The sequence below is a fragment of the Janthinobacterium sp. BJB301 genome, from assembly GCF_002735685.1.
GTDB lineage: Bacteria > Pseudomonadota > Gammaproteobacteria > Burkholderiales > Burkholderiaceae_D > Janthinobacterium > Janthinobacterium lividum.
Map to the genome: position 1 here is coordinate 206,815 of NZ_PDZJ01000003.1, position 23,074 is coordinate 229,888.

General features: G+C 62.4%; 27 protein-coding genes. 6 read left to right on the forward strand and 21 right to left on the reverse strand.

The window, feature by feature from the left end:
• Nucleotides 1-50 precede the first annotated feature (50 nt).
• Together CSQ91_RS28755 and CSQ91_RS20235 are read right to left on the reverse strand one after the other, a co-directional pair.
• The gene (locus CSQ91_RS28755; protein ID WP_180278474.1) at nucleotides 51-461 is read right to left on the reverse strand and encodes a hypothetical protein; all 411 of its coding nucleotides are present in this window, start codon (nucleotides 459-461) and stop codon (nucleotides 51-53) included.
• 43 nt (nucleotides 462-504) lie between these two features.
• A complete protein-coding gene (locus CSQ91_RS20235) occupies nucleotides 505-939 on the reverse strand; it encodes a hypothetical protein (RefSeq protein WP_180278475.1) in 435 nt (144 codons plus the stop codon).
• A 477-nt stretch (nucleotides 940-1,416) separates the two neighbouring features.
• Between CSQ91_RS20235 and CSQ91_RS20240 the strand changes: the two genes are divergently transcribed.
• Complete coding sequence (locus CSQ91_RS20240; protein WP_099389422.1) at nucleotides 1,417-1,836, forward strand: hypothetical protein; 420 nt, start codon at nucleotides 1,417-1,419, stop codon at nucleotides 1,834-1,836.
• 45 nt (nucleotides 1,837-1,881) lie between these two features.
• Here CSQ91_RS20240 and CSQ91_RS20245 read toward each other — a convergent pair whose 3' ends face one another.
• Together CSQ91_RS20245 and CSQ91_RS20250 are read right to left on the reverse strand one after the other, a co-directional pair.
• Nucleotides 1,882-2,331, reverse strand: a complete 450-nt coding sequence (locus tag CSQ91_RS20245; RefSeq protein ID WP_099389423.1) for an HD domain-containing protein — start codon at nucleotides 2,329-2,331, stop codon at nucleotides 1,882-1,884.
• A 12-nt stretch (nucleotides 2,332-2,343) separates the two neighbouring features.
• Entirely contained in the window at nucleotides 2,344-3,183 is an 840-nt protein-coding gene (locus tag CSQ91_RS20250) for a hypothetical protein (protein ID WP_143451069.1), read from the reverse strand.
• Nucleotides 3,184-3,357: 174 nt separating this feature from the next.
• On the opposite strand from CSQ91_RS20250, the gene CSQ91_RS20255 reads away from it, so the two are divergent.
• Nucleotides 3,358-4,512, forward strand: coding sequence for a sensor histidine kinase (locus CSQ91_RS20255; protein WP_099389425.1), 1,155 nt, complete (start codon nucleotides 3,358-3,360; stop codon nucleotides 4,510-4,512).
• A gap of 48 nt (nucleotides 4,513-4,560) precedes the next feature.
• Here CSQ91_RS20255 and CSQ91_RS20260 read toward each other — a convergent pair whose 3' ends face one another.
• The 5 genes from CSQ91_RS20260 to CSQ91_RS20280 all read right to left on the reverse strand — a co-directional run bounded on the left by CSQ91_RS20260 (nucleotide 4,561) and on the right by CSQ91_RS20280 (nucleotide 8,604).
• A complete protein-coding gene (locus tag CSQ91_RS20260; protein ID WP_143450411.1) occupies nucleotides 4,561-4,806 on the reverse strand; it encodes a hypothetical protein in 246 nt (81 codons plus the stop codon).
• Between the two features lie 99 nt (nucleotides 4,807-4,905).
• Nucleotides 4,906-6,348, reverse strand: a complete 1,443-nt coding sequence (locus CSQ91_RS20265) for an ATPase domain-containing protein (RefSeq protein WP_099389427.1) — start codon at nucleotides 6,346-6,348, stop codon at nucleotides 4,906-4,908.
• Entirely contained in the window at nucleotides 6,345-6,761 is a 417-nt protein-coding gene (locus tag CSQ91_RS20270) for a hypothetical protein (protein WP_099389428.1), read from the reverse strand. Before CSQ91_RS20270 ends, CSQ91_RS20265 begins: the two co-directional genes overlap by 4 nt.
• 72 nt (nucleotides 6,762-6,833) lie before the next feature.
• The gene (locus CSQ91_RS20275; RefSeq protein WP_257217420.1) at nucleotides 6,834-8,204 is read right to left on the reverse strand and encodes a hybrid sensor histidine kinase/response regulator; all 1,371 of its coding nucleotides are present in this window, start codon (nucleotides 8,202-8,204) and stop codon (nucleotides 6,834-6,836) included.
• A 163-nt stretch (nucleotides 8,205-8,367) separates the two neighbouring features.
• Complete coding sequence (locus CSQ91_RS20280; protein WP_070257555.1) at nucleotides 8,368-8,604, reverse strand: hypothetical protein; 237 nt, start codon at nucleotides 8,602-8,604, stop codon at nucleotides 8,368-8,370.
• Nucleotides 8,605-8,823: 219 nt separating this feature from the next.
• Between CSQ91_RS20280 and CSQ91_RS20285 the strand changes: the two genes are divergently transcribed.
• The 3 genes from CSQ91_RS20285 to CSQ91_RS20295 all read left to right on the forward strand — a co-directional run bounded on the left by CSQ91_RS20285 (nucleotide 8,824) and on the right by CSQ91_RS20295 (nucleotide 10,905).
• Complete coding sequence (locus CSQ91_RS20285) at nucleotides 8,824-9,573, forward strand: hypothetical protein (protein WP_099389429.1); 750 nt, start codon at nucleotides 8,824-8,826, stop codon at nucleotides 9,571-9,573.
• 5 nt (nucleotides 9,574-9,578) lie between these two features.
• Nucleotides 9,579-9,821, forward strand: a complete 243-nt coding sequence (locus CSQ91_RS20290) for an Imm32 family immunity protein (protein ID WP_034781978.1) — start codon at nucleotides 9,579-9,581, stop codon at nucleotides 9,819-9,821.
• A gap of 76 nt (nucleotides 9,822-9,897) precedes the next feature.
• Complete coding sequence (locus CSQ91_RS20295) at nucleotides 9,898-10,905, forward strand: SMP-30/gluconolactonase/LRE family protein (RefSeq protein ID WP_257217421.1); 1,008 nt, start codon at nucleotides 9,898-9,900, stop codon at nucleotides 10,903-10,905.
• On the opposite strand, the gene CSQ91_RS20300 is transcribed toward CSQ91_RS20295, so the two are convergent.
• Nucleotides 10,892-11,959 (reverse strand): SDR family oxidoreductase, encoded by a 1,068-nt coding sequence (locus tag CSQ91_RS20300; RefSeq protein ID WP_099389430.1) that lies wholly within the window; start codon nucleotides 11,957-11,959, stop codon nucleotides 10,892-10,894. The genes CSQ91_RS20295 and CSQ91_RS20300 overlap by 14 nt on opposite strands.
• Nucleotides 11,960-12,059: 100 nt before the next feature.
• Between CSQ91_RS20300 and CSQ91_RS20305 the strand changes: the two genes are divergently transcribed.
• The gene (locus tag CSQ91_RS20305; RefSeq protein WP_099389431.1) at nucleotides 12,060-12,971 is read left to right on the forward strand and encodes a LysR family transcriptional regulator; all 912 of its coding nucleotides are present in this window, start codon (nucleotides 12,060-12,062) and stop codon (nucleotides 12,969-12,971) included.
• Between the two features lie 28 nt (nucleotides 12,972-12,999).
• Here CSQ91_RS20305 and CSQ91_RS20310 read toward each other — a convergent pair whose 3' ends face one another.
• From CSQ91_RS20310 to CSQ91_RS20360, 11 genes are all read right to left on the reverse strand, one after another.
• Nucleotides 13,000-13,962 carry an ABC transporter substrate-binding protein gene (locus CSQ91_RS20310; protein WP_070257550.1) on the reverse strand — a complete coding sequence of 321 codons (963 nt, stop codon included), beginning with the start codon at nucleotides 13,960-13,962 and terminating at the stop codon, nucleotides 13,000-13,002.
• Nucleotides 13,963-14,016: 54 nt separating this feature from the next.
• Nucleotides 14,017-14,991 carry an ABC transporter permease gene (locus CSQ91_RS20315; RefSeq protein WP_099389432.1) on the reverse strand — a complete coding sequence of 325 codons (975 nt, stop codon included), beginning with the start codon at nucleotides 14,989-14,991 and terminating at the stop codon, nucleotides 14,017-14,019.
• A 20-nt stretch (nucleotides 14,992-15,011) separates the two neighbouring features.
• Nucleotides 15,012-16,544 (reverse strand): sugar ABC transporter ATP-binding protein, encoded by a 1,533-nt coding sequence (locus CSQ91_RS20320; protein ID WP_257217422.1) that lies wholly within the window; start codon nucleotides 16,542-16,544, stop codon nucleotides 15,012-15,014.
• Nucleotides 16,545-16,625: 81 nt separating this feature from the next.
• A complete protein-coding gene (locus CSQ91_RS20325; RefSeq protein ID WP_099389434.1) occupies nucleotides 16,626-17,492 on the reverse strand; it encodes a fumarylacetoacetate hydrolase family protein in 867 nt (288 codons plus the stop codon).
• Between the two features lie 21 nt (nucleotides 17,493-17,513).
• A complete protein-coding gene (locus CSQ91_RS20330; protein ID WP_099389435.1) occupies nucleotides 17,514-18,269 on the reverse strand; it encodes an SDR family oxidoreductase in 756 nt (251 codons plus the stop codon).
• A gap of 96 nt (nucleotides 18,270-18,365) precedes the next feature.
• The gene (locus CSQ91_RS20335; protein WP_099389436.1) at nucleotides 18,366-18,695 is read right to left on the reverse strand and encodes an L-rhamnose mutarotase; all 330 of its coding nucleotides are present in this window, start codon (nucleotides 18,693-18,695) and stop codon (nucleotides 18,366-18,368) included.
• Complete coding sequence (locus CSQ91_RS20340; protein WP_218963767.1) at nucleotides 18,692-19,534, reverse strand: amidohydrolase family protein; 843 nt, start codon at nucleotides 19,532-19,534, stop codon at nucleotides 18,692-18,694. Before CSQ91_RS20340 ends, CSQ91_RS20335 begins: the two co-directional genes overlap by 4 nt.
• Entirely contained in the window at nucleotides 19,531-20,550 is a 1,020-nt protein-coding gene (locus CSQ91_RS20345) for an aldo/keto reductase (RefSeq protein WP_257217423.1), read from the reverse strand. The genes CSQ91_RS20340 and CSQ91_RS20345 overlap by 4 nt, the downstream gene beginning before the upstream one ends.
• 20 nt (nucleotides 20,551-20,570) lie before the next feature.
• Nucleotides 20,571-21,794: a UxaA family hydrolase gene (locus CSQ91_RS20350; RefSeq protein WP_099389438.1), complete on the reverse strand. Its 1,224-nt coding sequence runs from the start codon at nucleotides 21,792-21,794 to the stop codon at nucleotides 20,571-20,573.
• Nucleotides 21,791-22,126, reverse strand: a complete 336-nt coding sequence (locus CSQ91_RS20355; protein WP_034781958.1) for a UxaA family hydrolase — start codon at nucleotides 22,124-22,126, stop codon at nucleotides 21,791-21,793. The genes CSQ91_RS20350 and CSQ91_RS20355 overlap by 4 nt, the downstream gene beginning before the upstream one ends.
• Before the next feature lie 25 nt (nucleotides 22,127-22,151).
• Nucleotides 22,152-23,069, reverse strand: coding sequence for a GntR family transcriptional regulator (locus CSQ91_RS20360; RefSeq protein ID WP_034781954.1), 918 nt, complete (start codon nucleotides 23,067-23,069; stop codon nucleotides 22,152-22,154).
• Nucleotides 23,070-23,074 lie beyond the last annotated feature (5 nt).

Sequence of the window (23,074 nt, forward strand, 5' to 3'; positions counted from 1 at the left end):
GATGTCGGTCTGCAACTAAATTCGTAAGTGATGCAACTTCACAAAGTATATTAACTGTCCGGCTTGCGCCCTGTGAAAAAAGGCCAGGCAAACACCACAATGCCTGCAACGACACATCCGGCCAGGCTAACGGCGACACCAAAAATGTACCACGCCACATCGACTCCGTGACTATAGAGCGTTCCGACAAATAGTCCACTCACCAGCCAGACTAACACCGCTAATTTAAGCAGAAAATATTTTACTTTACCGATGGGACGATTCAGCCGCATTTGTTGAATAGCGGCCATGCCCATGACTAAACACGCCACACCAGCCGCAATTATCAAGCGTGAAACCGAATGCTCCATGTCGCAATCTGACTTGTAGTTGAGCCAGCGGGCCCAGAGATTAAAAGATCGAGGGCTTAAATCCAGCAGCCAATTATCGCTTGCCACGACATCGCCGGCTTGAGTCTGCACTACGGAACCCGTGCGGCCAGAGAGCGGAGGCGCAGCGTTCACTTTACAAATTCCCGTCCTTAGCGCCATGGGTCGACGTACTCGCAAGCAGAAGCCTTGCTTCCCTTATTGGAGTACCAAACCGAAATACGGCACCTGACGTTGACAGCACCACAACCCAGCCAGCCTTGATTGTTATTTGATCAAATGGATTGGATTGATCCGAAACAAACGTCCAAACAGGTTCATGATTTTGCAGCGATTCCAAAACGACTACGCCGATTGAGCCGTGTTCCATAGCCTCGCCGCACTTGACTATGTACTGTCCACCATACAGCTCTTCTTGCGCCAGAATCGCGACATTGAGCCAACTGCCAAGCTCCTGTTCTTCATGTACTTTGGCCATCCAGGTTTCGTGTACTTCGTAGATATCACCGTTGGTGCACACGAGGCCATTGTAGCTTCGCACCTCTTGGTTCTTCCACTTTTTTGCCATCACTGTGATTGATTCCATATTTAGAAATGAGCGACTGCACGCCCTGAATTAAATAACTTGTATTCTTGCCCGTAACGGAATGCAAGAAGCAGCGCAAGCTTATTCCACATCCGCTCTTGGCCGGTTAATTGTCTGCACTTTGCCAGCAAAACTTTCAAGACGCCTAATGCGCTGCAGCGCGGCGGCTCCCCCCAGAATTAAAACCAGCCATACCCGAGCACCAGCTTAACGCTAATGTAATTAGTAAATATGCTATATTTACTAACACTAAAAATCTAGACTCACGTCCGCGTCCGTTGTTATCGGTCACGCAGACCAGGCCAACCCGAACATCAATGGCGGCGGCGAAAAAAATAGCGAGCAGGATTACAGGCATGGCCAGCGAGTTATCTTCAGCAAAGGCAAGATTATCCAAGTCACCAAGCTAAAGCGCCATCTGGCCGAACGCGATCTCGAAGCATTGGCAAAGAAATCCCAACCATGAAAATTGCTCGCCTGCTTTCCTCCAGTTTCCTCGTGCTGGCTGCGGCCCTCGTCGCTTATGGTCTTTTCGGCTTCTCCCGTTTTGCCTGGTACACCGGCGCATACTATGATGAGCGCATGATCTTGTTCGATCACGGCTTCTATCCTTTTGCGTGGGGTATCGCGCTGCTGCTGATGGGGCAAATCGCCCGTTTGCACCATCGTCAACCGGCGATGCTGCTCGCCGCTGGCGCCGCCCTGGTGCTGCTTCTCTGGAAGCGTGCAACAGTGCCCGCTCCTATCACCAATCAGCAAATTTTCCCTGATCCAGCTTTACTGGAGGGACTGATTGTTACCGCTGTCGTGGTCATCGTCCTGGCGCTGATAGACCGTCCCGTCGAGCAGGCCATCCGCAAGGCTCTTGCCCGTACCCCGTGATCCCGGGGGCCAGAGCCACTCGGATACGCTCTCGGCATGAAAGAATCATTGCTGCGATATGAGTTGCTTGATAGCCCTCCGATACTTTGCCACCCGCTCCAAATCCTTCGGCGTCGGATTCTCTATCCTCGACAAGTCGCTATTCTCTGCCAGATCAGCCAGCTTGACGGCCTTGCCGACGGGGTTCAATGCCGCGCGGGCGATGAACGCTTCGTAGGACTCGCCTTCGATCTTGGTCACGGCGCGCACGCCGTCGATGACTTCCCGGGGAAATCCTTCGCGTACCAGGTCGTCGAAGGTGACTTTGCCGTCGCTGTCTTCCACCACATCATGCAGCACAGCGACAATCTGCTGGGCGCCGGGGGCGACGCGCAGCATGACGCGCAAGGGGTGGAGGATGTACGGCGCACCGCCCTTGTCCGTCTGGCCGGCATGGGTGGCGGCGGCAATTTCAATCGCGCGCTCCAGGGTGGCGCGTCTTGCGTTTTCACTCATGTTCACTCCTTTTCATTCCACTTTGATCGATGACCCCGTTGCGCGCCAGCCGCGGCGCTGCAAATGGCAAACGCTGGTGCACAGCACGGCTGGCAAGAATAAATTGAGGACCGGTACGAGCATCAGCAAGCACAGCAACAGTCCCAGGGCAAAAATCGCCGGGCGCTGTTCGCGGCGCAACGCCGCTTGCTGTTCCGCTCCGAGCACCTCTTCAGCTGCCGCGCCGTAGATCATGTGGACATTCCAGGCCAGCAAGTACGAGATCAGCACGCACATGGCCCACACGGGGATCAGCAGGGAAAGCAGCAGCAACAGGCGACGCCGCCAGGCGGGACGCGCGGCGGACAGCTCCAGGCCGGCCGGTGCTTGCCACGCTGCATAGCGGCGCGCCGCCACAGCCTTGGCGCGCTCCAGCAACAGCCAGCGCAGCGGCAAGCGCGCCGTACCGATGGCGCCGACGATAAAAACCACGACATAGAACAAGGCAGCCAGCGCCAGCAAGGCCAGGGCGATCTGGCCGATCGACAGCATGGCCTTGGCGGCACTGCCCATGCCGCCGGCGATATTGCCCATCTGCGAGAGCGTGGCAGGCCCATTGGCCAGTGTCCCGACGCCATCCATCACGCCCAGGCCCAGCAAGCCGGTAACGGATACCAGCGCCAGCATGGCGCTCAGCTCGACAAAGAAGCGGCCGAAATAGCTATACAGCCCCAGCCACAGGGCCCCGACGGCCATGCACCACAGCGCGGAGCGCCACCACAGCCCCGCATGACGCGCATCGCGCAATCCCAAGCCGATGCAGGTGAAGGCTTCCCGCCAGGCCAGCAGCCAGGTTTGCAATGTTTGTGTCACGCTCAGGCGTACTCCGCAATGAAGGGGCGGATACGTCGATCCGGATGTTGCCGATTGTACATGGACTAAACCGGTACCCGCGCCGCCGAGAGCAAAGGACAAGCCTGCGCAATCCCCCATACCCCGCCGCAACGGCGTACACTGGCTTCTCTTCCATCAACGCATTGGTCCACCGTGAAACTATCACGCTTTATTACCGGCCATCTGGAGCCGATCCTGGAAGAGTGGGAACTCTTCGCCAGGTCGCTTCCCATTCCTGGCGCCGCCATCTCGAAGGCAGAATTACGCGATCATGCCAAGCAGATGCTGCAAACCATCGTGCACGACATGGACGTCATCGAGAACGCGGCGCAGCGAAAGAAAAAATCGACCACGGGCGTGTCGGAAATCACGGGCAAGGAAACGGCCGCCGCCACGCATGGCTCGCTGCGCCAGCAGATCGGCTTCACGCTGCCGCAGCTGACGGCGGAATTTCGCGCGATGCGGGCCAGCGTTCTGCGCCTGTGGATGGCACAGGTGTCGGTAGCGTCGAAAACGGCAACGGACGACATCTTGCGCTTCAATGAAGCGATAGACCAAGCGCTGCAGGAATCGGCCATACGCTATTCGCAGCAGAGCGACCGCACCCGCAATACCTTTCTCGCCATCCTCAGCCACGATCTGCGCAGTCCGCTGAGCACCATGACGATGGCTGGTGCGCTGCTGAGCCGGCCGAGCGCGAGCCCTTCTTCCACGGTGCAGATCGGCGCACGGGTTGCCCGCAGTGCAGCGACCATGACAACCATGGTGAACGATCTGCTGGAATTCGCCAGGACGCAGTTGGGGGGACACATGCCCGTTTCACCCACCTTGGGCGACCTGGGGGAAATCTGCAAGACGGCCGTCGAGGATGCCTCGGCGGCTCACCCGCAATGCAAGTTTGAACTGAATACCACGGGTGAGATGATCGGCGACTTCGATGCACCCCGCCTGGCCCAGCTGTTTTCCAATTTGCTCAACAATGCTGCGCAATATCGCACCGACGACCAGCCAGTGACCATCACAGCCTGCGGCGATGCCGATACGACCGTGGTGCAAGTCAAGAATTTCGGCCGCCAGATCCCGGAAGCCTCGCTGAAGAGCATTTTCGATCCCCTGGTGCAACTGGCCATCTCCGACGAACACAAAGCACCGAATGCCACCAGCATCGGGCTGGGTCTGTTTATCGCGCGTGAAATCGCCAGCGCGCACGGCGGCACCATCGGCGCCGAGTCCAGCCTGGAATGCGGCACGGTGTTTACCGTGCGCCTGCCCAGGGTGTCGCTGAACGAGGGAGCGAACGGCGGCTAGCCGTGTCCCCCCGCAGAAGACGACCTCCCCTACCGGGACAAACCCGCCTTACCTGCGGCTGAGCGGCACATACTCGCCCGGCAAGCTGGCCGCCTCCAGCGCATCGGCAAAGGCCAGCAAGAACTTGGCCGGACCATGTTCCGACACCAGCAGGGAGGCCCCCTTGTGGCGCAGCAGTTTCAATACTTCCTGCTGGTGCGCCTGGTATTCCTGCGAATGGCCATAGAAGGTCTGATACATCTCCAGCGTTTCCATGGCTTTCGCGGCCAGGATGAATTCGGCTTTGTCCATCATATCTCCTCTTGATCGGCTCGGAAACACAGAAGACGCATTGCTCCCCTGTGCGCACGGCCATCACCCGCATGGCCGCACTTCCATCATACGCCTCATCGCCTAAGCCCGGTAAGGCTCGTCCGACAGGATGCCCTGGTACTGGCTGAGGGTAGCGCCGATCTTCAAGCCCCCGGCGTCGATATCGTAGAAGCGGATATCCTTGCTGTGGCCGCTGCCGCGCACCTTCACCACCGATACGACGCGCTTGAACTGGCCTTCGAGTTCGATGTAGCGCTGCATGACGATGGCGTCGGCCAGGAAGGCGTTGCCATAGGAGCTGAATCGCAGCATGGTGTACTGGTCTTCCAGCTCGGCCGTCATCAGCACGGACACGCCCATGTCCGTCAAAGCCGCCACCAGGCGGTACAGCGATTCGCGGAAATCCTCGAACATGGACGCCAGCGCCATTTCAAAGCCGGACAGCGAGTCGATGACCACGCGCTTGGCCTTCATGCGCGTGATCATGCTCAGCAGGTCGTGCAGGATTTCATCGAGCGACAGGTCGAGCGTACGCGTGTTGATCACGCCGATCTGGCCGGAATCGACAAGGGCATTCAGCTGATGGCTGAGCAGCTGGTTCGGGCTTTTCTCGAAGGCGGCGATCACGCCGGGCTCGCCGCAGCGCACGCCTTCCTCGAGAAATTGGGTGGCCAGCACGGTCTTGCCGGAACCTGACGGTCCCACCAGCAGCAGCGAATAGCCGGCCGGCAAGCCGCCCCCCATCATCTGGTCGAGCTCCGGCACGCCCAGCGACAGGCGCTCATTACCGGAAATGCTGACCTTTCCCGTGCCACTGGCCTTCAGCACGGCGCGGAAAAAGATTTCCACGCCATCGTCATTGATGCGGAAGGTATGCGCGCCCAGGCTTTGTGACTGGCCGCGCATCTTGACCACCTGGATCTTGCGCACCATGGCGTCGCGGTGCACGAGCTGCGACAGCCACAGGATGCCATCGGCGACCGTGAACACGGCGCTGGACTCAGCCTCGGGCGCCAGGTATTCGCCGATCAGGAAAGTCGTGGCCAGCCAGCTGGTCATTTGCGCGCCCAGCTGCTGCACAAAATTCTGCAGGCCGGCAGCGCCCGTGTCCATGGACTTTGCCGACTGCACCACGGAACGGAAGGAGTCGACGAAGACGAGGCTGGGCGAGAACGCCTCGACCTCTTCGGCGATGCGCGCCAGCACGCGGTCGAAATCGCCCTCCAGCAAGTCAGCCGACAGATTAACGAACTTGATCGACTGGTTGATCTTGTCCACATCGAAGAAAGGAAACTGCTGCTGATAGCGCAGCATCTTCAGCGGTGGTTCGCCCAGGACCGTGAAAAACAGCGCCTTGCGCTCCGGCGCGGCGAGGGAAAACATGATCTGGTGCGCCAGCGTCGTCTTGCCGCTGCCGGGCGTGCCCGCTACCAGATTGAAGGAAAACTCCGGTATTCCGCCGCCCAGCAGTTCGTCCAGCCCCGGCACGCCAGTGGCCAGGCGTTGGATGGTGACTTTGTTCATTCGTTCGGCTCCGTTCCAGCATTATTCACAACGTCATCACCCCAGGCCTTGAGGAGGATGCTATTCGTTAAGAGTTCGCCAATTAATAAAATAAGGGTGTTGATGAAGTGCATCATCATCGCCGTACTCGCCGCGCAGGCGGCGGTGTCCGCCTGTCCCTGCAAGCTGGCGCGCAAGGCTCTCATGGCAGCTTCCAGCGCTTGCGGCGGATGGGGCGTCAGCCAGTTGAACTGTTTTTGACTCTGGTGCAGGCTGCGGGCATACATCGACTCCACGCCCCGCTCACCAATGATCTGATTCAACTCAGTGGCCAGCTGCTCCCAAAGGCGAATACTGACGTTTACCACCGCACCTGGGTCGCGTAACAGCGCGTGCTCTATCTTGCGCTGCCGCTGTTCATGGACTGTGGCCATAATCGGATCTTTTCTCTGCGGTTTTCGGTGCATGGACCATGTTAAAAAAAAGCATCGGGACTCCTTCGCCCGTCAGCGGGGAACCTTTGCCGTGATTATTTTCGACAAGGCGTCGATATTGATGGGTTTTACCAGGTAATGGTCAAACCCTGCCTGGCCGGCACGGTCGAACTCGCCAAGCTGGCTGTATCCGGACGCGGCGACAAAGCACGGCAGCGGCGGCGGCAGGGCCGCGCGTGCAGAACTGATGACTTGAAAGCCATCCATGCCCGGCAAGCCGATATCGCATACGATCACATCGTAGGGCGCATCGAGCGCGGCGCGCAATCCACTGGGGCCGTCATTGCGCACATCGACATGGTGGCCATCCTGCGTCAGCAGCAGCGCCAGCAGTTCCGCCGCATCGGTATTATCCTCGATCAGCAATATGTGGCGTGGCGATGCATGCGCCGCATGCTCCACTTGCAAGTCCTGCGACGGCGGCGCCAGCGACGACAGGGGCAGCTGCAAGACAAACTGGCTGCCGAAGCCGACCCCTGCGCTGAACACGTCCACGGTTCCCCCATGCAGCTGGGTAATGATCCGCACCAGCGACAGGCCGATGCCCAGGCCGCCCTGCGCCCGTTCCAGCGAGCGGAATCCCTGCGTAAACAGGTCAAAAATGAAGGGCTGGATATCGAGGGCGATACCGGCGCCATCGTCGGTGACGGCAATTTCCACCAGATTATCGTGGCGCCTGACGACGATGTCGATGTGGCCAAACTCGTGCGTGAATTTGCTGGCATTGATGAGCAAGTTGGCAAACACCTGTGTCAGACGTACCAGGTCCCCTTCGATCACCAGCGGTTCGTCCGGCAGGCTCACGCTCAGCACTTGCTGGCGTTGGCTGATGCTGGCCTGGCCAACTTCCATGGCGCTGGCGAGGATGTCGCTCAGCAGGATGGGCGCCAGCTGCAAGGTAATCTTTCCGCTGCTGACGCGCGAAGCATCGAGCAAGTCGTCGATCAGCCGCGCCATGTGCGCCACCTGGCGGCCGATCACGCCATGCACGTGCGCCAGTTGGGGATCGAGGTCGACCTTCTTGGCCAGCAAGTCATTGGCCATCGCCAGCGGCTGGAGGGGATTGCGCAACTCATGCGCGAGCATGGCCAGGAATTCCGTCTGGCGCAAGGTGGTCGCCTCGGCGGACGCTTGCATGTCCTGCGCGCCAAACGTTGCCAGCACGAGGTTTTGATTGGCTTCGCGCAACTGCATGATCAGCAGGCCGAAGGCGTCGGATTTATCCTTTTCCTGCACCTGCATCTTGGCCATGATCAACAATTGATTGATCGTCTCGCGCAGCAGCTTGACTTCGCGGCTATGCAAGGCATGCAGATTGTGCTCGGGGGGCAATTGCTGGGCGGGCGCATCCTCAGGATCCGGCGAGAGTGCTGTGTGGTGCATGGTGACGGTGTACGGCCTGTGGGGGCCGGCCTCAAGGACAACTCTTCGCTCCGCGGCGTTCACTCAGACATCGCCGCGCACGCCAGCTCTATTGCTGCATACGGTGTATTGCTTTCTATCCGAACACGATACTCTATTTCCCTTTCCAAATGAAAGCATTAGATTACTTATCGTCAACAGTGCGCAGGGGTAGCACGTAATTGGCCAGCTGCCAGCCCATGGCCAAGGCAGATTGCTCCGCTTCGTGCTGCGTCTCACGATTTTCCAGATTGGCTTGCCTGACATCTTCAAAGCCGCACTTGCTCAGCACCAACTGTCCCTGCCAGCACCCCTCGGGCAGTTCGCAGGCGTAAGCCGAGATCAGGAACCCGTTATGGGTGGTGGGATTCGCATAAGACATGAGGCCTCCGTGGGATTGCCAGCGCTGCCGTGAACCAGAACCACGGCTGTCATTGCAGTATAGCCAGACTTAGTCTAACCGCAATGCGGCCCGAATTTCATTTAAATCAAATACATACGCATCAGTTCGTCTCAAGGGAGGGCCCGCACGCACGCATTGGCAGCGTTTGGCATCCCGTGCAAAAATATGTGCTTCGATACCCTCCCCGCGCATTGCCCTATGGACCAATACCATTTCCTCGTCGGCGAATTCACCAAGGATAGTCCCTTCATTCCCGCCGCGGCCAGCGCGCAGCTGTTCGCCTGGTTCGCGCACATCGGCGAACCCGTCGAGCGCTACGGCAGCAAGAGCGGCAAGGTCGTCAAGTTTTCGCAGCGAAACTACGAGAAAACCCTGTTGGCGCCCGATACCAGCAGCATCGAGTTGTTTTCACCTCGGATCTTGCCGCCCGACGAGGCCGACGAGGTCACGAACTGCGACGCGCTCGCCGTGTATGAGCCGACAGTTTCGCTGCTGCTGGCGATGCGCGCCAGCAAGCTGCCGTTGCAACAGTTGTTCGACGGCGCGGCAAGCATACCCGGCTTGCTGGATCATTGCGAGTATGTGTACGGCTATAGTGAAACCCTGGGCTACGGCACCGGCTACGCACGCGGCTACCGGCAGCTCGATGCAGCCCATCCGATGACCTTTGGCACTCCTTGCCCCGCAAATAACTGGGCCGCCATCAAGCGGCGCGGGTTGCAAGCTTCGCACCTGCGCGATGTATATCCCGTCAATATCTTCAACCACGGAAAACTGGCTGCGCTGCCGCCGCCAAGACTGCAGGCATTGCGCCAGAGCATGCAAGCCCATGGCCGCAGCGAAGAGAAGCATGGGCGGATCCACTGGTTTTTATCGAACGAGGAACTGGACGCCGCCCGCGCCGTACTGAACCCACACGCCATGCTGGGCGCCTACATCAACAATTGATACCCATGACCACACATTTATCGCTGCACTGCTATCTGCAGGACGAAGCCGCAGAACGCCCCAAACGCTGTTCCGACGTCACCATACAGGCCGACCCGGCCACCCTGCGCGCCATCGCCCATTTTCTGCTGGCCAGCGCCGACACCTTTGATCAGGCGCCAGAGCGCGCCGGCATGCACGCCCACCTGCAAGACGAATGGGACGGCTGGCAGGACGACTTCCCCGACCTCGTCGTGGTGGCGGCCTAGGTGGCAACCTAGCCCGGCGCCTGCGTCGGCGCGCGTCGGGTAACATACGCCACCTTTGCCATACAGAGAACACTCGATGCCCCATTCCCGATACGCCCTGCCGTCGCTGCGCACGGCCGTGCTGGCCGCCGCGCTGGCCAACCTGTCCGCCTGTGCCAGTCCCCCCGCGCACGAAACGCTGTTCCTCGCCACCACCTTGACGGCCCCGCACTCCTTCACCAAGGGCATCGAAGGCCCGGCCGTGGATGCGGATGGCAATATCTATGCCGTCAACTTTGCGCGCCAGCAAACCATCGGCAAGGTCAGCCCCGGCGGCATGGGCGAGGTGTACCTGAGCCTGCCCGGCACCAGCATCGCCAACGGCATCCGCTTCGGCAGCCGCGGGCAGATGTATTTGGCCGACTACATGGAACACACGATCTACCTGGTCGATCCGGCCACGCGCGCGCTGACCATCCACGCGCGCGAGCCGCGCATGACGCAGCCGAACGATATCGCCATCACGGCCGACGACGTGCTGTATGCGAGCGACCCGAACTGGAAGGAAAACACGGGCCGCGTGTGGCGCATCGCGCAAGACGGCGCGGTGACCCTGGCGCTCGACACCATGGGTACGGCCAACGGCATCGAGGTCAGCCCAGACGGCAAGATTTTGTATGTGAATGAAAGCGTGCAGCGCAATATCTGGATGTATGACATCGGCGCGGACGGCAGCCTGAGCGGCAAGCGCCTGCTGATCAAGTTCGACGATTTCGGCATGGATGGCATGCGCGTGGATGTCGATGGCAATCTGTACGTGACGCGCTACGGCAAGGGCAGCGTGGTGAAACTGTCGCCACAGGGACGCATCCTGCGCGAGATCAGCGTGCCCGGCGCCAAGCCCAGCAACATCACCTTCGGCGGCCCCGATGGCCGCACGGCGTACGTGACGGAAGTGGTGCAGGGCCGGCTGCTGCAATTTCGCGTCGACCGCCCGGGCCTTGAGTGGCAACGGGCGCAGCAGCATAAGGCAAATGCGGCAAATGCGGCGGCGGCAGCGGCAGCCGCGCCACCGGCCGCAGCGGAGCAGGTCAGCGCGGAATGACGCGCTCCGCCTTCAACTTCTCGAACAGGTTAAAGAAGGCATCCTGCGTATCCTGGAAATCGAGAAAACCCGCCTTGCGGCTCTTGCCCATGTCCGTCATCACTTCCATCGGCCGCCCCAGGTCAGCATCCGTATGCCACCAGGAAGCGAGGCGGCTGATGTCGGCTTCCACCAGGCCGTGCTGCTGCGCGATGGCGCGCCACTGCGCGGGCGCGTCCTGCATGCGCCCGGCCAGCGGCGCCATCGTCCCGGGCAAGTCCGCCGCCTCGACACCGAAGTAGGCGGCCAGGCGCGGCCACAGCCACTTCCAGCGGAACACGTCGCCATTGACGATATTGAAGTCTTCGTTGCGCGCGGCGGGGCTGTCGGCCGCCCACGCCAGGTGGCGCGCGATCTGGCCCGCGTCCGTCATGTCGGACAAGCCGTGCCATTGGGCGCTTGAGCCGGGAAAGACGAAAGGCCGGCCGCCGGCCTTGCACAGGCTGGCATACACGGCCAGGGTCAGGCCCATGTTCATGGCATTGCCCAGCGCGTAGCCGATGATGGTGTGCGGGCGGTGCACGCTCCACGTAAAACCGTACTGCGCGGCCGCGTCGAACAGCCGGTCTTCCTGCTCATAGTAAAAATTGTCAACGTCCTGGCGGCCCTGCTCTTCACGGAACGGCGTGACGGGAACGCTGCCCTTGCCATAGGCATCGAACGGTCCCAGGTAATGCTTGAGGCCCGTCACCAGCGCCGCATGGCGCAAGTGGCCAGTGGGGCCCAGGGCAGCCAGCACATTGGCCACCATGGCGCCATTGACGCGGATGTTTTCCTGCTCGTTTGCCTGGCGTGCCCAGGCCGCGAAGAAGACGTGGCTGGCGTCAAAGCCCGCCAGGGCGGCGGTGACAGCCGCACCGTCCGTGGCGTCCAGGTGCAGCGCGGTGCAGCCGGGGGGCACGGACGTGCGGCCGCGCGAGACGCCCGTCACCTGCCAGCCCTGCGCCAGCAAGTGCGTGGCCAGGCTGCTGCCGATAACGCCGCTGGCGCCAATAATCAATGCGTGCTTGTTCATGCGTACTCCCATGCCTGTATAAAGAAAATCATGATATATCGGACAGGAATTCTTATCCGCGATAGTATTTCACCCTATTCGTGAATAAAATTCCTCAATCATGTTTTCATCGGAACATTTGAAGGGCATCACGCCCTTTCTCGCCACGGCGGATGCTGGCAGCTTTACGAGGGCGGCCGAGCAGCTGCACCTGAGCAGTTCAGCCGTCAGCAAGAGCGTGGCGCGGCTGGAGGAACGGCTGGGCGTGATCCTGTTCGAGCGCAGCACGCGCCGCCTGAAATTGAGCGAGGCGGGCCGCGCCTACTACGCCACCTGCAAGCGCGTGCTGCAGGAACTGGCCGATGCGGAAGACGTCCTGGCCGAACACGCGACGGAACTGGCGGGCAAGGTGCGCATCGGCGTGCCCGCCTCGTACGGCCGCCTGCGCGTCATGCCGGCGCTGCTGGCCCTTTGCGCGCAGTATCCCGGGCTGCAGCCATCGATCGCCTTCAGCGACCGCTTCGTCGACCTGTTCGAGGAGCGCATCGATATCGCCGTGCGCATCGGCGCGCCATCGCACTGGCCCGCCGCGGTGGGCCAGATGCAGCTGGGGGCGGAACGCCTGATCCTGTGCGCGGCGCCCGCCTACCTGGCGCGGCGCGGCACGCCCGCCTCCATCGCGGAACTGGAGCGGCATGACTGCATCGCCTATGGCCGTGGCGACGGCTCGCCCATGCCGTGGCTGTTCCCGGATGAGGACAAGGGCGGCCAGCTGGAATACCGCGTGGCCGCGCCGCGCATGACGGTGGGCGACGCCGAGGCGCGCACGTCCACCGTGCTGGCGGGCCTGGGCGTGGCGCAGCTGGCCACGTGGCTGGTGGAAGAACACCTGGCGTCAGGCGCCATTGTCGCCGTGCTGCCGCAGTTGGCCACGCCAGGCCTGCCGTTGTATCTGGCATGGCCGCTGGCGCGCCAGTTGACGCCGAAGACGGGCACCCTGCTGCAGGAGTTGCGCCAGCGCCTGACGATCTGAGTATCTGAGGATCTGAAGACGTGAAAAATCAGTACAACACGTTCTTCGCTTCCGGCAGTTCGACATTGGCCTTGGTGACGATCACCACGCCCGTGTTGACGAACGGCGCGACCTTCTTGCCCTCGATCAGGCTGACGAGGGTTTTCACGCCCAGCGCGCCCATCGAGTACGAGCCTTGCACGGCCGTCGCATACAGGGTGCCGTCCTTGACGAAGTTTTTCAGGTCTTCATTGCCGTCGAAGCCCACGGCGATCACCTTGCCGGCCTTGCCCGCCTGCGCGATGGCGCGGCCCATGCCCACGGCCGTCGGTTCATTGGCGCCGAAGATGCCCTTCAAGTCCGGGTTCGAGGCCAGCACGTCGGTCGTCTGGTTCAGCGCCGTGGCCATCTGCGACTGCGAGTAATACGTGCCGACGATCTGCAGCTGCGAGTTCTTTTCGATATAGCGCTTGAAGCCGCCCACCCTGCCCGTTTCGGAACCGGCACCCGCCACATACGACATCACGGCGATCTTGCCCGTCTTGCCGACCTGCGAAATGAGGGCCTTGGCGCTTTGCTCGCCGGCCGCTTCATTGTCGGTCGAGAGGAAGGACTGGTAATAGCGCTTGCCGCTGTCGGCCACCAGCGAATCGATCAGCACCACGGGAATCTTCGCTTCCCACGCCTTCTTCAGGGCAGGCACCAGCGCGTCCGGGTCGGACGCGGCCAGCACGATGCCGGCCACTTTGCGCGTGACGGCATTTTCCACCATGCTGACCTGGTCGGCGATGGCCGATTCCGAGGCCGGACCCTGGAAGGTCAGGCTGTAGCCCTTGGCATCGGCGGCGCTGGCCGTGGCGCCCTTCTTGACGTTTTGCCAGTAGTTGGAATTGGTCGTCTTGACGATCACGGCGATTTCGCCCGGGGCGGCGAAGGCGGCGCTGGAGCTCAGGGCAAATACTGCGGTCGACAGACCGAACAGGATGGTATTGAAGGCTTGGATGGTTTTCATTGTCGTCCTCATTTAATTATAGATTTATAGGTAAGACTGCGTTGCTGCACTGCCTCAGGCGCGGTTGCGCTTCTGATCGATCCAGACGGTCAGCAGGATGACCAGTCCGATAATGATTTGCTGGATAAAGCTCGATACCCCGTTCATGTTCAAGCCGTTGCGCAGGATGCCGATGACGAAGGAGCCGATGACGGTGCCGGAAATGGTGCCGATGCCGCCGATCAGCGAGGCGCCGCCGATCACGGCGCTGGCGATCGCATCGAGTTCGTACATCACACCCTCGTTCGGCTGCGCAGTCACCAGGCGCGACATCAGCACGCAGCCCGTCAGGCCCGACAGGGCACCGGACAAGGTGTACACCAGCAGGGTCACGCGCCCCACCTTCACGCCGGACAGGCGCGCCGCTTCCGCATTCGAACCGACGGCATAGATATGCCGGCCAAAGGTGGTGCGGCTGAGCATGATGGACACGGCCACGGCGATCACCACCATCAGCACCACCGGATACGGAATGCCAGGGAAGACGACTTCGGGAAAGGTGCCGCCCGTGTCGCGCTCGATGCGCCACAGCACGCCGTTACCCAGTTCGCCGAACGAGTCGCCCAGGCCGGAAATGGCGCGCGCGCCCGTCACCTGCAGCGCCAGGCCACGGGCGATCAGCATCATGCCCAGGGTGGCGATGAAGGGAGGCAGTTTCAATTGCGTGATGCAAAAGCCATTGACGGCGCCGCACATGGCGCCCACCACGACGCCGCCCAGCATGGCGAGCGGCACGGGCACGTCGCTCTTGACGAGCAGCGCGGCGGCCACGCCGGCCAGCGCCAACACGGAGCCGGAACTCAGGTCGATGCCGCCCGTGATGATGACGCAGGTGGCGGCAATGCCCAGGTAGGCGATCGACGTCACCTGCAAGGCCACGCTCATGCCGTTGCTGACGGAGAAAAAGGCGTTGCTGGTCAGGGAAAACACCAGCAGCAACAGCGACAGGCTGCCCAGCGCGGCAAATTTTTGTATCAGTTCTTTATTCATTTTTTTTAAGCTTTCTGTTTTTAATGGGCTTCCGCCTGGCCATGTGCGGGACTGGCTACGCGCCCCGACGCCAGTTGCATGATCTCTTCCTGCGACGACTCGCGCGTATTGACGATGCCGCTGATGCGCCCTTCATGGAACACGGCCACCCGGTCCGTCATGCCCATGATCTCGGGCAGCTCGGATGTGATCAGCACCACGCCGATGCCTTCCGACGCGAGCTTGTCGAGCAGCTGGTAGATGGCGAACTTGGCCCCCACGTCGATGCCGCGCGTGGGTTCGTCGAAGAAGATGATTTTCGATTCGCGGTACAGCCATTTGCTGATGACGATCTTTTGCTGGTTGCCGCCCGAGAGGTTGCGTGCGATCTGTTTCGAGGTCGGCGTCTTGATGCCCAGCGCCGCGATGTACTGCTGCGCCACCGCTTCTTCCCTGGCGAAATCGATGAAGCCGAAACGGTTCGCCAGCCCCGATACATTCGTCAGTGTCAGGTTGGCCGCCACCGACATGCGGATCGCCAGGCCGTGGCTCTTGCGGTCTTCCGACAGGTAGGCGATGCCGTGTCCGATGGCGTCGATGGGGCTGACGATCGTCACCGCCATGTCGCCCAGGTGGATCGCGCCGCTGGTCAGCGGATCGGCGCCGAAGATGGCGCGCGCCACTTCCGTGCGTCCCGCGCCCATCAGGCCGGAAAAGCCGAGGATCTCGCCGCGCCGCAAATCAAAGCTCAGCGGGCCGAAGACATCCTTGCGGTGCAAATCGGTCACGCGCAGCAGCACGTCAGCGGTCGGCGTCGAGACGCGGTCGGGAAATTTTTCATCGAGGGTGCGGCCCACCATCTTGGCCACGATGGCATCCAGGGTGGTGGCGGCAAAATCGTCGGTGCAGACGAATTTCCCGTCGCGCAGCACCGTCACCCTGTCGATGATGTGCTGCATCTCTTCCAGGCGGTGCGAGATGTAGACCACGCTCACGCCGTTGCGCTTGAGTTCATTGATGATGTCGAACAGCTGGCCCGTCTCGCTTTCCGTCAGCGATGACGTGGGCTCGTCCATGATCAGCACTTCCGTATTGAGCGACAGGGCCTTGGCGATTTCCACCATCTGCTGCTGCGCGCACGACAGGTTCTTGACCAGCTGGCGCGGGTCGATGCGCAGTTTCAAACGGTCCAGCAGCGCCTGCGCATCGGCACGCATTTTTTTGCGGTCGATGAAGATGCCGCGCACCGGTTCGCGCGCGAGGAAAATATTCTCCGCCACGCTCAGGTGGGGGATCAAATTCAGTTCCTGGTGGATGATGGCGATGCCGGCCGCCTCCGCATCCACGCTGCAGGCAAAACTGCATACCTTGCCCTTGTAGACCAGTTCCCCCTCGTCGGCCTGGTACACGCCGCTCATCACCTTCATCAGGGTGGACTTGCCGGCGCCGTTTTCGCCGCACAGCGCATGCGCCTCGCCCTTGCGCAGGCTGAAACTGACGTTGTCGAGCGCCAGCACGCCGGGAAAGCGCTTGCTGACCTTGTTCAGCGCCAGTATCTCTTCGGATTCATTCATGGTGTGTCTCCTCCACTCCACTGCCATAGGCCGGCGCGCCGATGTCTGAGCACCTTGGCGGCACGCCGGTCTGCTACTTCATTAACTGTCGATCAGTTGCGGATTCCAGGCATGCACGGTCTGGTGCTGCTCACCGAGGCCGTTGATCCCCAGGCGCATGGTGTCGCCCGGTTTCAGGTACACGGCCGCGGGTTTCTGGCCCATGCCCACGCCCGGTGGCGTGCCGGTGCTGATGATGTCGCCCGGGTACAGGGTCATGAAGCGGCTGATATAGCTGACCAGATTGGCCACGCCGAAGACCATCGTCCTGGTATTGCCGTCCTGCACACGCTTGCCGTTCACTTCCAGCCACAGGCCCAGGTTTTGCGGGTCCGCCACTTCGTCGGCCGTCACCAGCCAGGGGCCGATCGGGCCGAAGGTATCGCAGCCCTTGCCCTTGTCCCACTGGCCGCCGCGCTCCAGTTGATACTCGCGTTCGGACAAGTCATTGACGACGCAGTAGCCGGCCACGTGCGACAGTGCATCGGCTTCGCTCACATAGCGGGCGGTGGTGCCGATCACCACGCCCAGTTCCACTTCCCAGTCGCTTTTCTGCGAGTCCTGCGGCATCACCACGGCATCGTTGGCGCCGATGATGGCGCTGGTGGCTTTCATGAACAGCACCGGCTCGGCCGGCACGGCCATGCCCGATTCGGCGGCATGGTCGGCATAGTTCAAGCCCACGCACAAAAATTTGCCTACGCCTTTCCACGGCGGCGCGATGCGGCCGGGATGGTCCACCACCGGCAGGCTGGCGATATCGATGGCGGCCAGGGTCGCCAGGCCATCCTTGCCCAGGGTCGCGCCCGTGATATCCGACAGCACGCCGGAGAGGTCGCGCACGGCGCCGTCAGCATCGATCAAGGCAGGTTTTTCAGCGCCCTTGGCGCCATAACGCATCAGTTTCATGGGGTTCTCTCGTTGTAGTGATTAATTTGACCAGCCACCGTCGATCACATGGACCATGCCGGTGGTAAAGGCGGATTCATCGGAAGCCAGATAGACGGCCAGGGCGGCGATTTCTTCTGCCCTGCCCACTCTTCCCATCGGCTGGCGCGCGACAAACGCAGCTTGCACGGTTTCCACGCTGACGCCAGTGGCTTCGGCTTGCGCCGCAATGCGTTCCTTCAGCGAGGGCGATTCGATGGTGCCGGGGCAGATCGCATTGCAGCGAATGCCACGCGTGACAAAGTCCGCCGCCACCGATTTCGTCATGCCCACCACGGCCGCCTTCGAGGTACCGTAGATAAAGCGGTTCGGCGCGCCCTTCACGCTGGACGCCACGGACGACATATTGACGATGGAGCCGGCGCCCCTGGCCAGCATGCCGGGCAGCACGGCGCGCATCAGCCGGTACATGGAGCGCGCGTTGATGTCGAAGGAACGGTCCCAGGCCGCATCGTCGCAGTCGAGGATGGTGCCGCCGTCGACGAAGCCGGCGCAGTTGAACAGGATATCGACGGAGCCGATCTCGTCGGCCAGCGCGGCGATCGCCGCGCCATCGGTCACGTCGAGCCGGCGGATGGCGCAACCAGTCGCCTCCTTCAGCGCGTCGAGCTGGGACTGGTTGATATCGGTGGCGATCACGGTGGCGCCTTCGCGCACGAACGCTTCGGCCGTGGCGCGGCCGATGCCCTGGCCGGCGGCGGTGAGCAGGGCGATTTTGCCTTGTAGTCTGGCGGTCATGTTGTCTCCTTTGTTTTATATTTATTACCCCAACACCTGAACTGCCGGGGTCAGCCCCTCAGGGTCTGCCCCCGGTCTTCGCTTTGGGATCTACGACTAATCCATATGAAAAACCTGTTCCATCATCGCCCAGTGCTCGCCTTCGGCGCGCGAGGCCAGCGGCTGCTGGCACGGGGCGCAAAAGGTCCACCAGCGCTGCGTTTCAGGGTCGGCGGCGATGGCCGCCATGTCGGCTTCGAAGTCCTCGCCGTGGTATTCCCAGTAACCGAACAGCAGGTTTTCCGGCTGGCGCAGGAAGATCGAATAATTGCTGACATGCGCGGCTGCCAGTTTGGCCAGCACCTGCGGCCAGACGGCGGCGTGCAGGGTTTTGTATTCGGCGATACGCTCCGGCGCGATGCCGATGAGCATGCCCATTCTTTTCATGGCGTTTCCTCGTTGATACCGTAAAAGCGCTGTGCGTTGAGGCCGAAGATATCGTTCCTGTCCGCTTGCCCCAGATGCGCCAGCAGCGCTTCACTGGCGGCCAGCCACGCCGCATAGCCGCCGGCCAGGTCCACCACGGGCCAGTCGCTGCCCCAGATCACGCGCTGGGGGCCGAATACTTGCAGCACATGTGCGGCATAGGGACGCAAATCGTCCACGCACCAGCCGGGCCGCGCTTCCGTCACCAGCCCGGACAGCTTGCAATGCACGTTCGGCAGCGCGGCCAGCTGCGCCATGTCTTCGCGCCAGGTGCCGAAGGCGGCATCGGCTATCGGCGGCTTGGCCGCATGGTCGATCACGATGGGAAGCCGCGGATAGTCGCGCGCGCATTGCAGCAGCGCGGGCAGGTGGCGCGGCAGCACCAGCGCGTCCAGCCGCAAACCGTGTTCCACCATGGCGTTCAAAGCTGGCGCCAGCGCGGGATCGGCGATCCATGCATCGTCATCGAGATCCTGCAGCATGGGGCGCAAGCCTTTGAGCTTGCCATGCGACGCCAGGCGGGCGATATTGGCCGGCGCGTCGGGCGCCCGCAGCTCCGTCCAGCCAACGACGGCGCGGATAAAGCTGCTTTCTTCGGAGAGCGCCAGCAGCCAGTGCGTATCGTCTTCGGACGGCAGCGACTGCACCAGCACTGTGCCGGCGATGCCGTGCGCAGCCAGCAGGGGCGCCAGGTCGGCGGGCGCAAAATCGCGGTGGATGGCGGCCAGGGATGGCGGCGGCCAGCTGCCGGCACGCGCGGCCAGCTGCCAGAAGTGCTGGTGGGCGTCGATGCGCATCATGCAGCCACTCCCGCAGGCAGCGGCGCGCGCGCATCGAGCAAGTCCGCGTCCCGCAGCGCCAGCCACAGGGCATCGGGCAGCGGCGTGGCGAACCAGTCCAGATTTTGCCGCAGCTGCGCCAGGTCCTGGCCGCCCGGGATGCAGGAAGCGACGGCGGGATGGGCGAGCGGAAACTGCAGGGCGGCAGCTTGCAAGGGCACGCCAAAGTCACGGCAGACGGCGTCCAGGCGCGCCACCCGCTTGAGTATCGCGGCCGGCGCATCGGCGTAATTGAATTTGCCGTTCCCGGCCAGTACGCCCGAGTTGAACGGGCCGCCGATCACGATGGCGTTGCCGCGCTCCACGCAGGCGTCCAGCAATGGCGACAGCGAGGCCTGTTCCAGCAAGGTGTAGCGGCCGGCCAGCAGGGTGCAATCGAGGTCGAATTCCACCATCGCGCGCAGCACGATCTCGCATTCGTTGACACCCAGGCCCACGGCTTTCACCTGGCCGCTGGCGCGCAGTTCATCGAGGGCACGAAAGCCGCCGCCGGACGTCAGCTGGCGCCAGTAGTGCTGATCGCGTTCGCCATGCGTGGCCTTGCCGATATCGTGCACGAACAGGATGTCGATGCGATCGAGCCCCAGCCGCTGCAAGCTGTCGTCGTGCGAACGCAGCACGCCGTCATACGTGTAGTCGTAATGGGGGCGGAACGGCAGCGGCGCGGCAAAACCGTCATCGCCTGGGCGCACGGTGGCGTCGGGCCGCATCAGCCGTCCCACCTTGGTGCTGACAACAAAATGATCGCGGGGCCGCCCGCGCAGCGCCGCGCCGAGACGGTGTTCGGACCGGGTGTAGCCGTAGAACGGCGCCGTGTCGAAGAAACGCACGCCGGCATCCCAGGCGCCATCGAGGGTGGCGCGCGCCTGCGCATCGCTGACCGGCTGGTACAGGCCGCCCAGCGGCGCGCAGCCCATGCCGATGCAGGGCAGCGAGAGGCCGCCGTGCGGCAAGGTACGGCGGCGCGTGGTATCCATGACATCCATCGCCGTGGCCCTCATGCTGCGCGCAGCGGGAAGCAGCCTGGCCCCACCGCCTCGAATTGTTTATAGGTCAGCACGAATTCCTGGTGGCCCAGGTCTTCCGAGCGGCTCAGTGCTCCATTGGCCACGCTCAGCACGGCGGCGACGATCTCCGCGCCCACTTCTTCCAACGTGGCCTCGCCCGTGAGGATCTTGCCGGCGTTGATATCCATGTCGTCGGCCAGGCGCTCGAAGGTCTGCGGATTGGCGCACACCTTGATGACGGGCGAAATCGCCGAGCCCACCACGGAGCCGCGGCCCGTCGTGAACAAGGTGATGTGGGCGCCGCAGGAAATGAGTTCGACGATTTCCGCGTTGTCCGACACGTTAGGGAAACCGAAGCGCGGCTCGCCGTCCGGCACCACGTCGAGCAGGTACAGGCCGCCGCCGGCCGGCTGATCGCCCGGTTTCAAAATGCCGACGATGGGCGAGGAACCGCTCTTGGCATAGGCGCCCAGCGACTTTTCTTCCTGCGTGGTGAGGCCGCCATCGGCATTCCCCGGCGAGAAGCTGCCATGGCCCATGATGGTGTAGTAGCGGGCCGCCTTGGCCACGGTTTCAACGATGGCGTTGCCCAGGTCCGGGCTGACGGCGCGCCGCTGCATGTGGTATTCGCAGCCGACCAGTTCACCCGTCTCCTCGAAGATGCAGGGGCTGCCGGCCGCGATCAGCGTGTCGAACGCCACGCCGACGGCCGGGTTGGCGCTGATGCCGCTGGTGCTGTCGGAGCCGCCGCAGATAGTGGCCACCACCAGTTCATCGATGCCCATTGGCACGCGCTCCTGCTGCGCCAGGTGCTCGAGGGCCCAGCTGATCCACTCGACGCCGCTGCTCACGCTGGGGCGCGTGCCGCTGTTTTCCTGGATGGTAATCGTATGCACGGGGCGGTCGCTGTCAGCCACGGCGCTGGAGAGGCCATATTTGTTGAAGCCTTCGCAGCCCAGGGACACCAGCAGCACGGCGCCCACGTTCGGATGCGTCAGCAGGCGGCGCATCACCTGGTCCGCGTATTCATTGGGGAAGCAGCCCGTAAAGCCGATCAGGTGCACGGGCTGGCCGGGAAAGGCGTTGACCATCAGGCGCGCCACGTGGTGCGCGCATTCGACCATATAGGCCACCACCACGATATTGCGGATGCCCTTGCGGCCATCGGCGCGCAGATAGCCCGACAGGGCCGGTGTCGTTGCGGGAGCGTTCATGCTTGGTCGTCCTTGTCCAGGAAATGGTGGCCGTCCTGGCCCAGGGTAAACGTGGGGATGTAATCGCTTGCCAGGTTGTGGGTGTGGATATGCTCACCGATGGCGACGGGAGCCGTGATGCTGCCGATCAGGGCGCCGTAGCGCAGCACCTTGTCGCCCACGGCCAGCGCGCGGCGCGCCACCTTGTGGCCGATGTGGATGTTTTGCGCCAGGGTGACGGGCAAGCCATCGATGGCGACGACGTCGCCGCAGGCCAATGCCGTCCTGGCGATCAGGCAGTTATCCTCGGGCGACATCAGCAGCAGGCTGGCAGGCTGGGAAGCGAGGCTCATGGCGCACCCTCCCCGGCAAGGATGGCTAGGCGCCCGGCTGGCTCAGTTTTTCGCGCGTGCCGATCGAGGACAGCATGGTGCGGCGCGAGGAATCCAGGTGCGAGCGCATGCCCTCGAGCGCCTTCGGTATGTCGTGCTCCGCCAACGCGCGCAGGATCGCCAGGTGCTCCTGCACCGCGTACTGGTTGCGGCCTTTTTCCTCGCCCTTGTCCCACTGGTAGTGGTAATGGAAGACAAACGAGACGATATCGTAGAAGCCCTGCGCGAAGCGGTTGTTCAGCAAGCCGATCAGAAAGGTGTGGAACTCGCGATCCAGCGCCGGAAACGCATTGTGACGCGTGTCGATCCTGGCCGCCAGCTTCTCGTGCTGCTTGATCAGCCGCGCCAGTTCCGCATACGCCGGATCGCCGTGCGGCAGGTGCGCAAACTGCTCCACGGCCGCCATCTCGAACATGCGCCGCATGTCCGCCAGTTCGGTGGCGAACGAGCGGTCGAACGCGCACAGGCGCCAGCCGCCGCGCGGTTTCTTTTCGATCAGACCGAAGCGCGAAAAGCCGATCAGGAATTCGCGCACGCTGACGGTACTGGCGCCCGCCTCGCGCGCCAGTTCCGCTTCCGAAAATTCCGCGCCGGGCGGCATGTCGCGTTGGTACACGCGTTCCATCAGCACTTGCTGGATGCGCTCCGCCCCCGACTGCAATTCGGAGATATCGAAGTAGTCGCCCGGTATGGGCTTCCTCAGCAAGCGCCGGTCCGCCGGGCTGGCGATCAGCCGCCGCGTCGACAGGTAGGCGATCGCGCTGCGGATCGCCGTGCGGCTGCCCTGGCAGATGGTGGTCAGGAACTGCTCCGTCGGCAGCATCTCGCCCACTGCGGCATTCTCGGCGAGAAATTGCAACAGCAGATTGGTACTGCGCTTGAAGACGGTGGCGGGTTTGGACATGGATG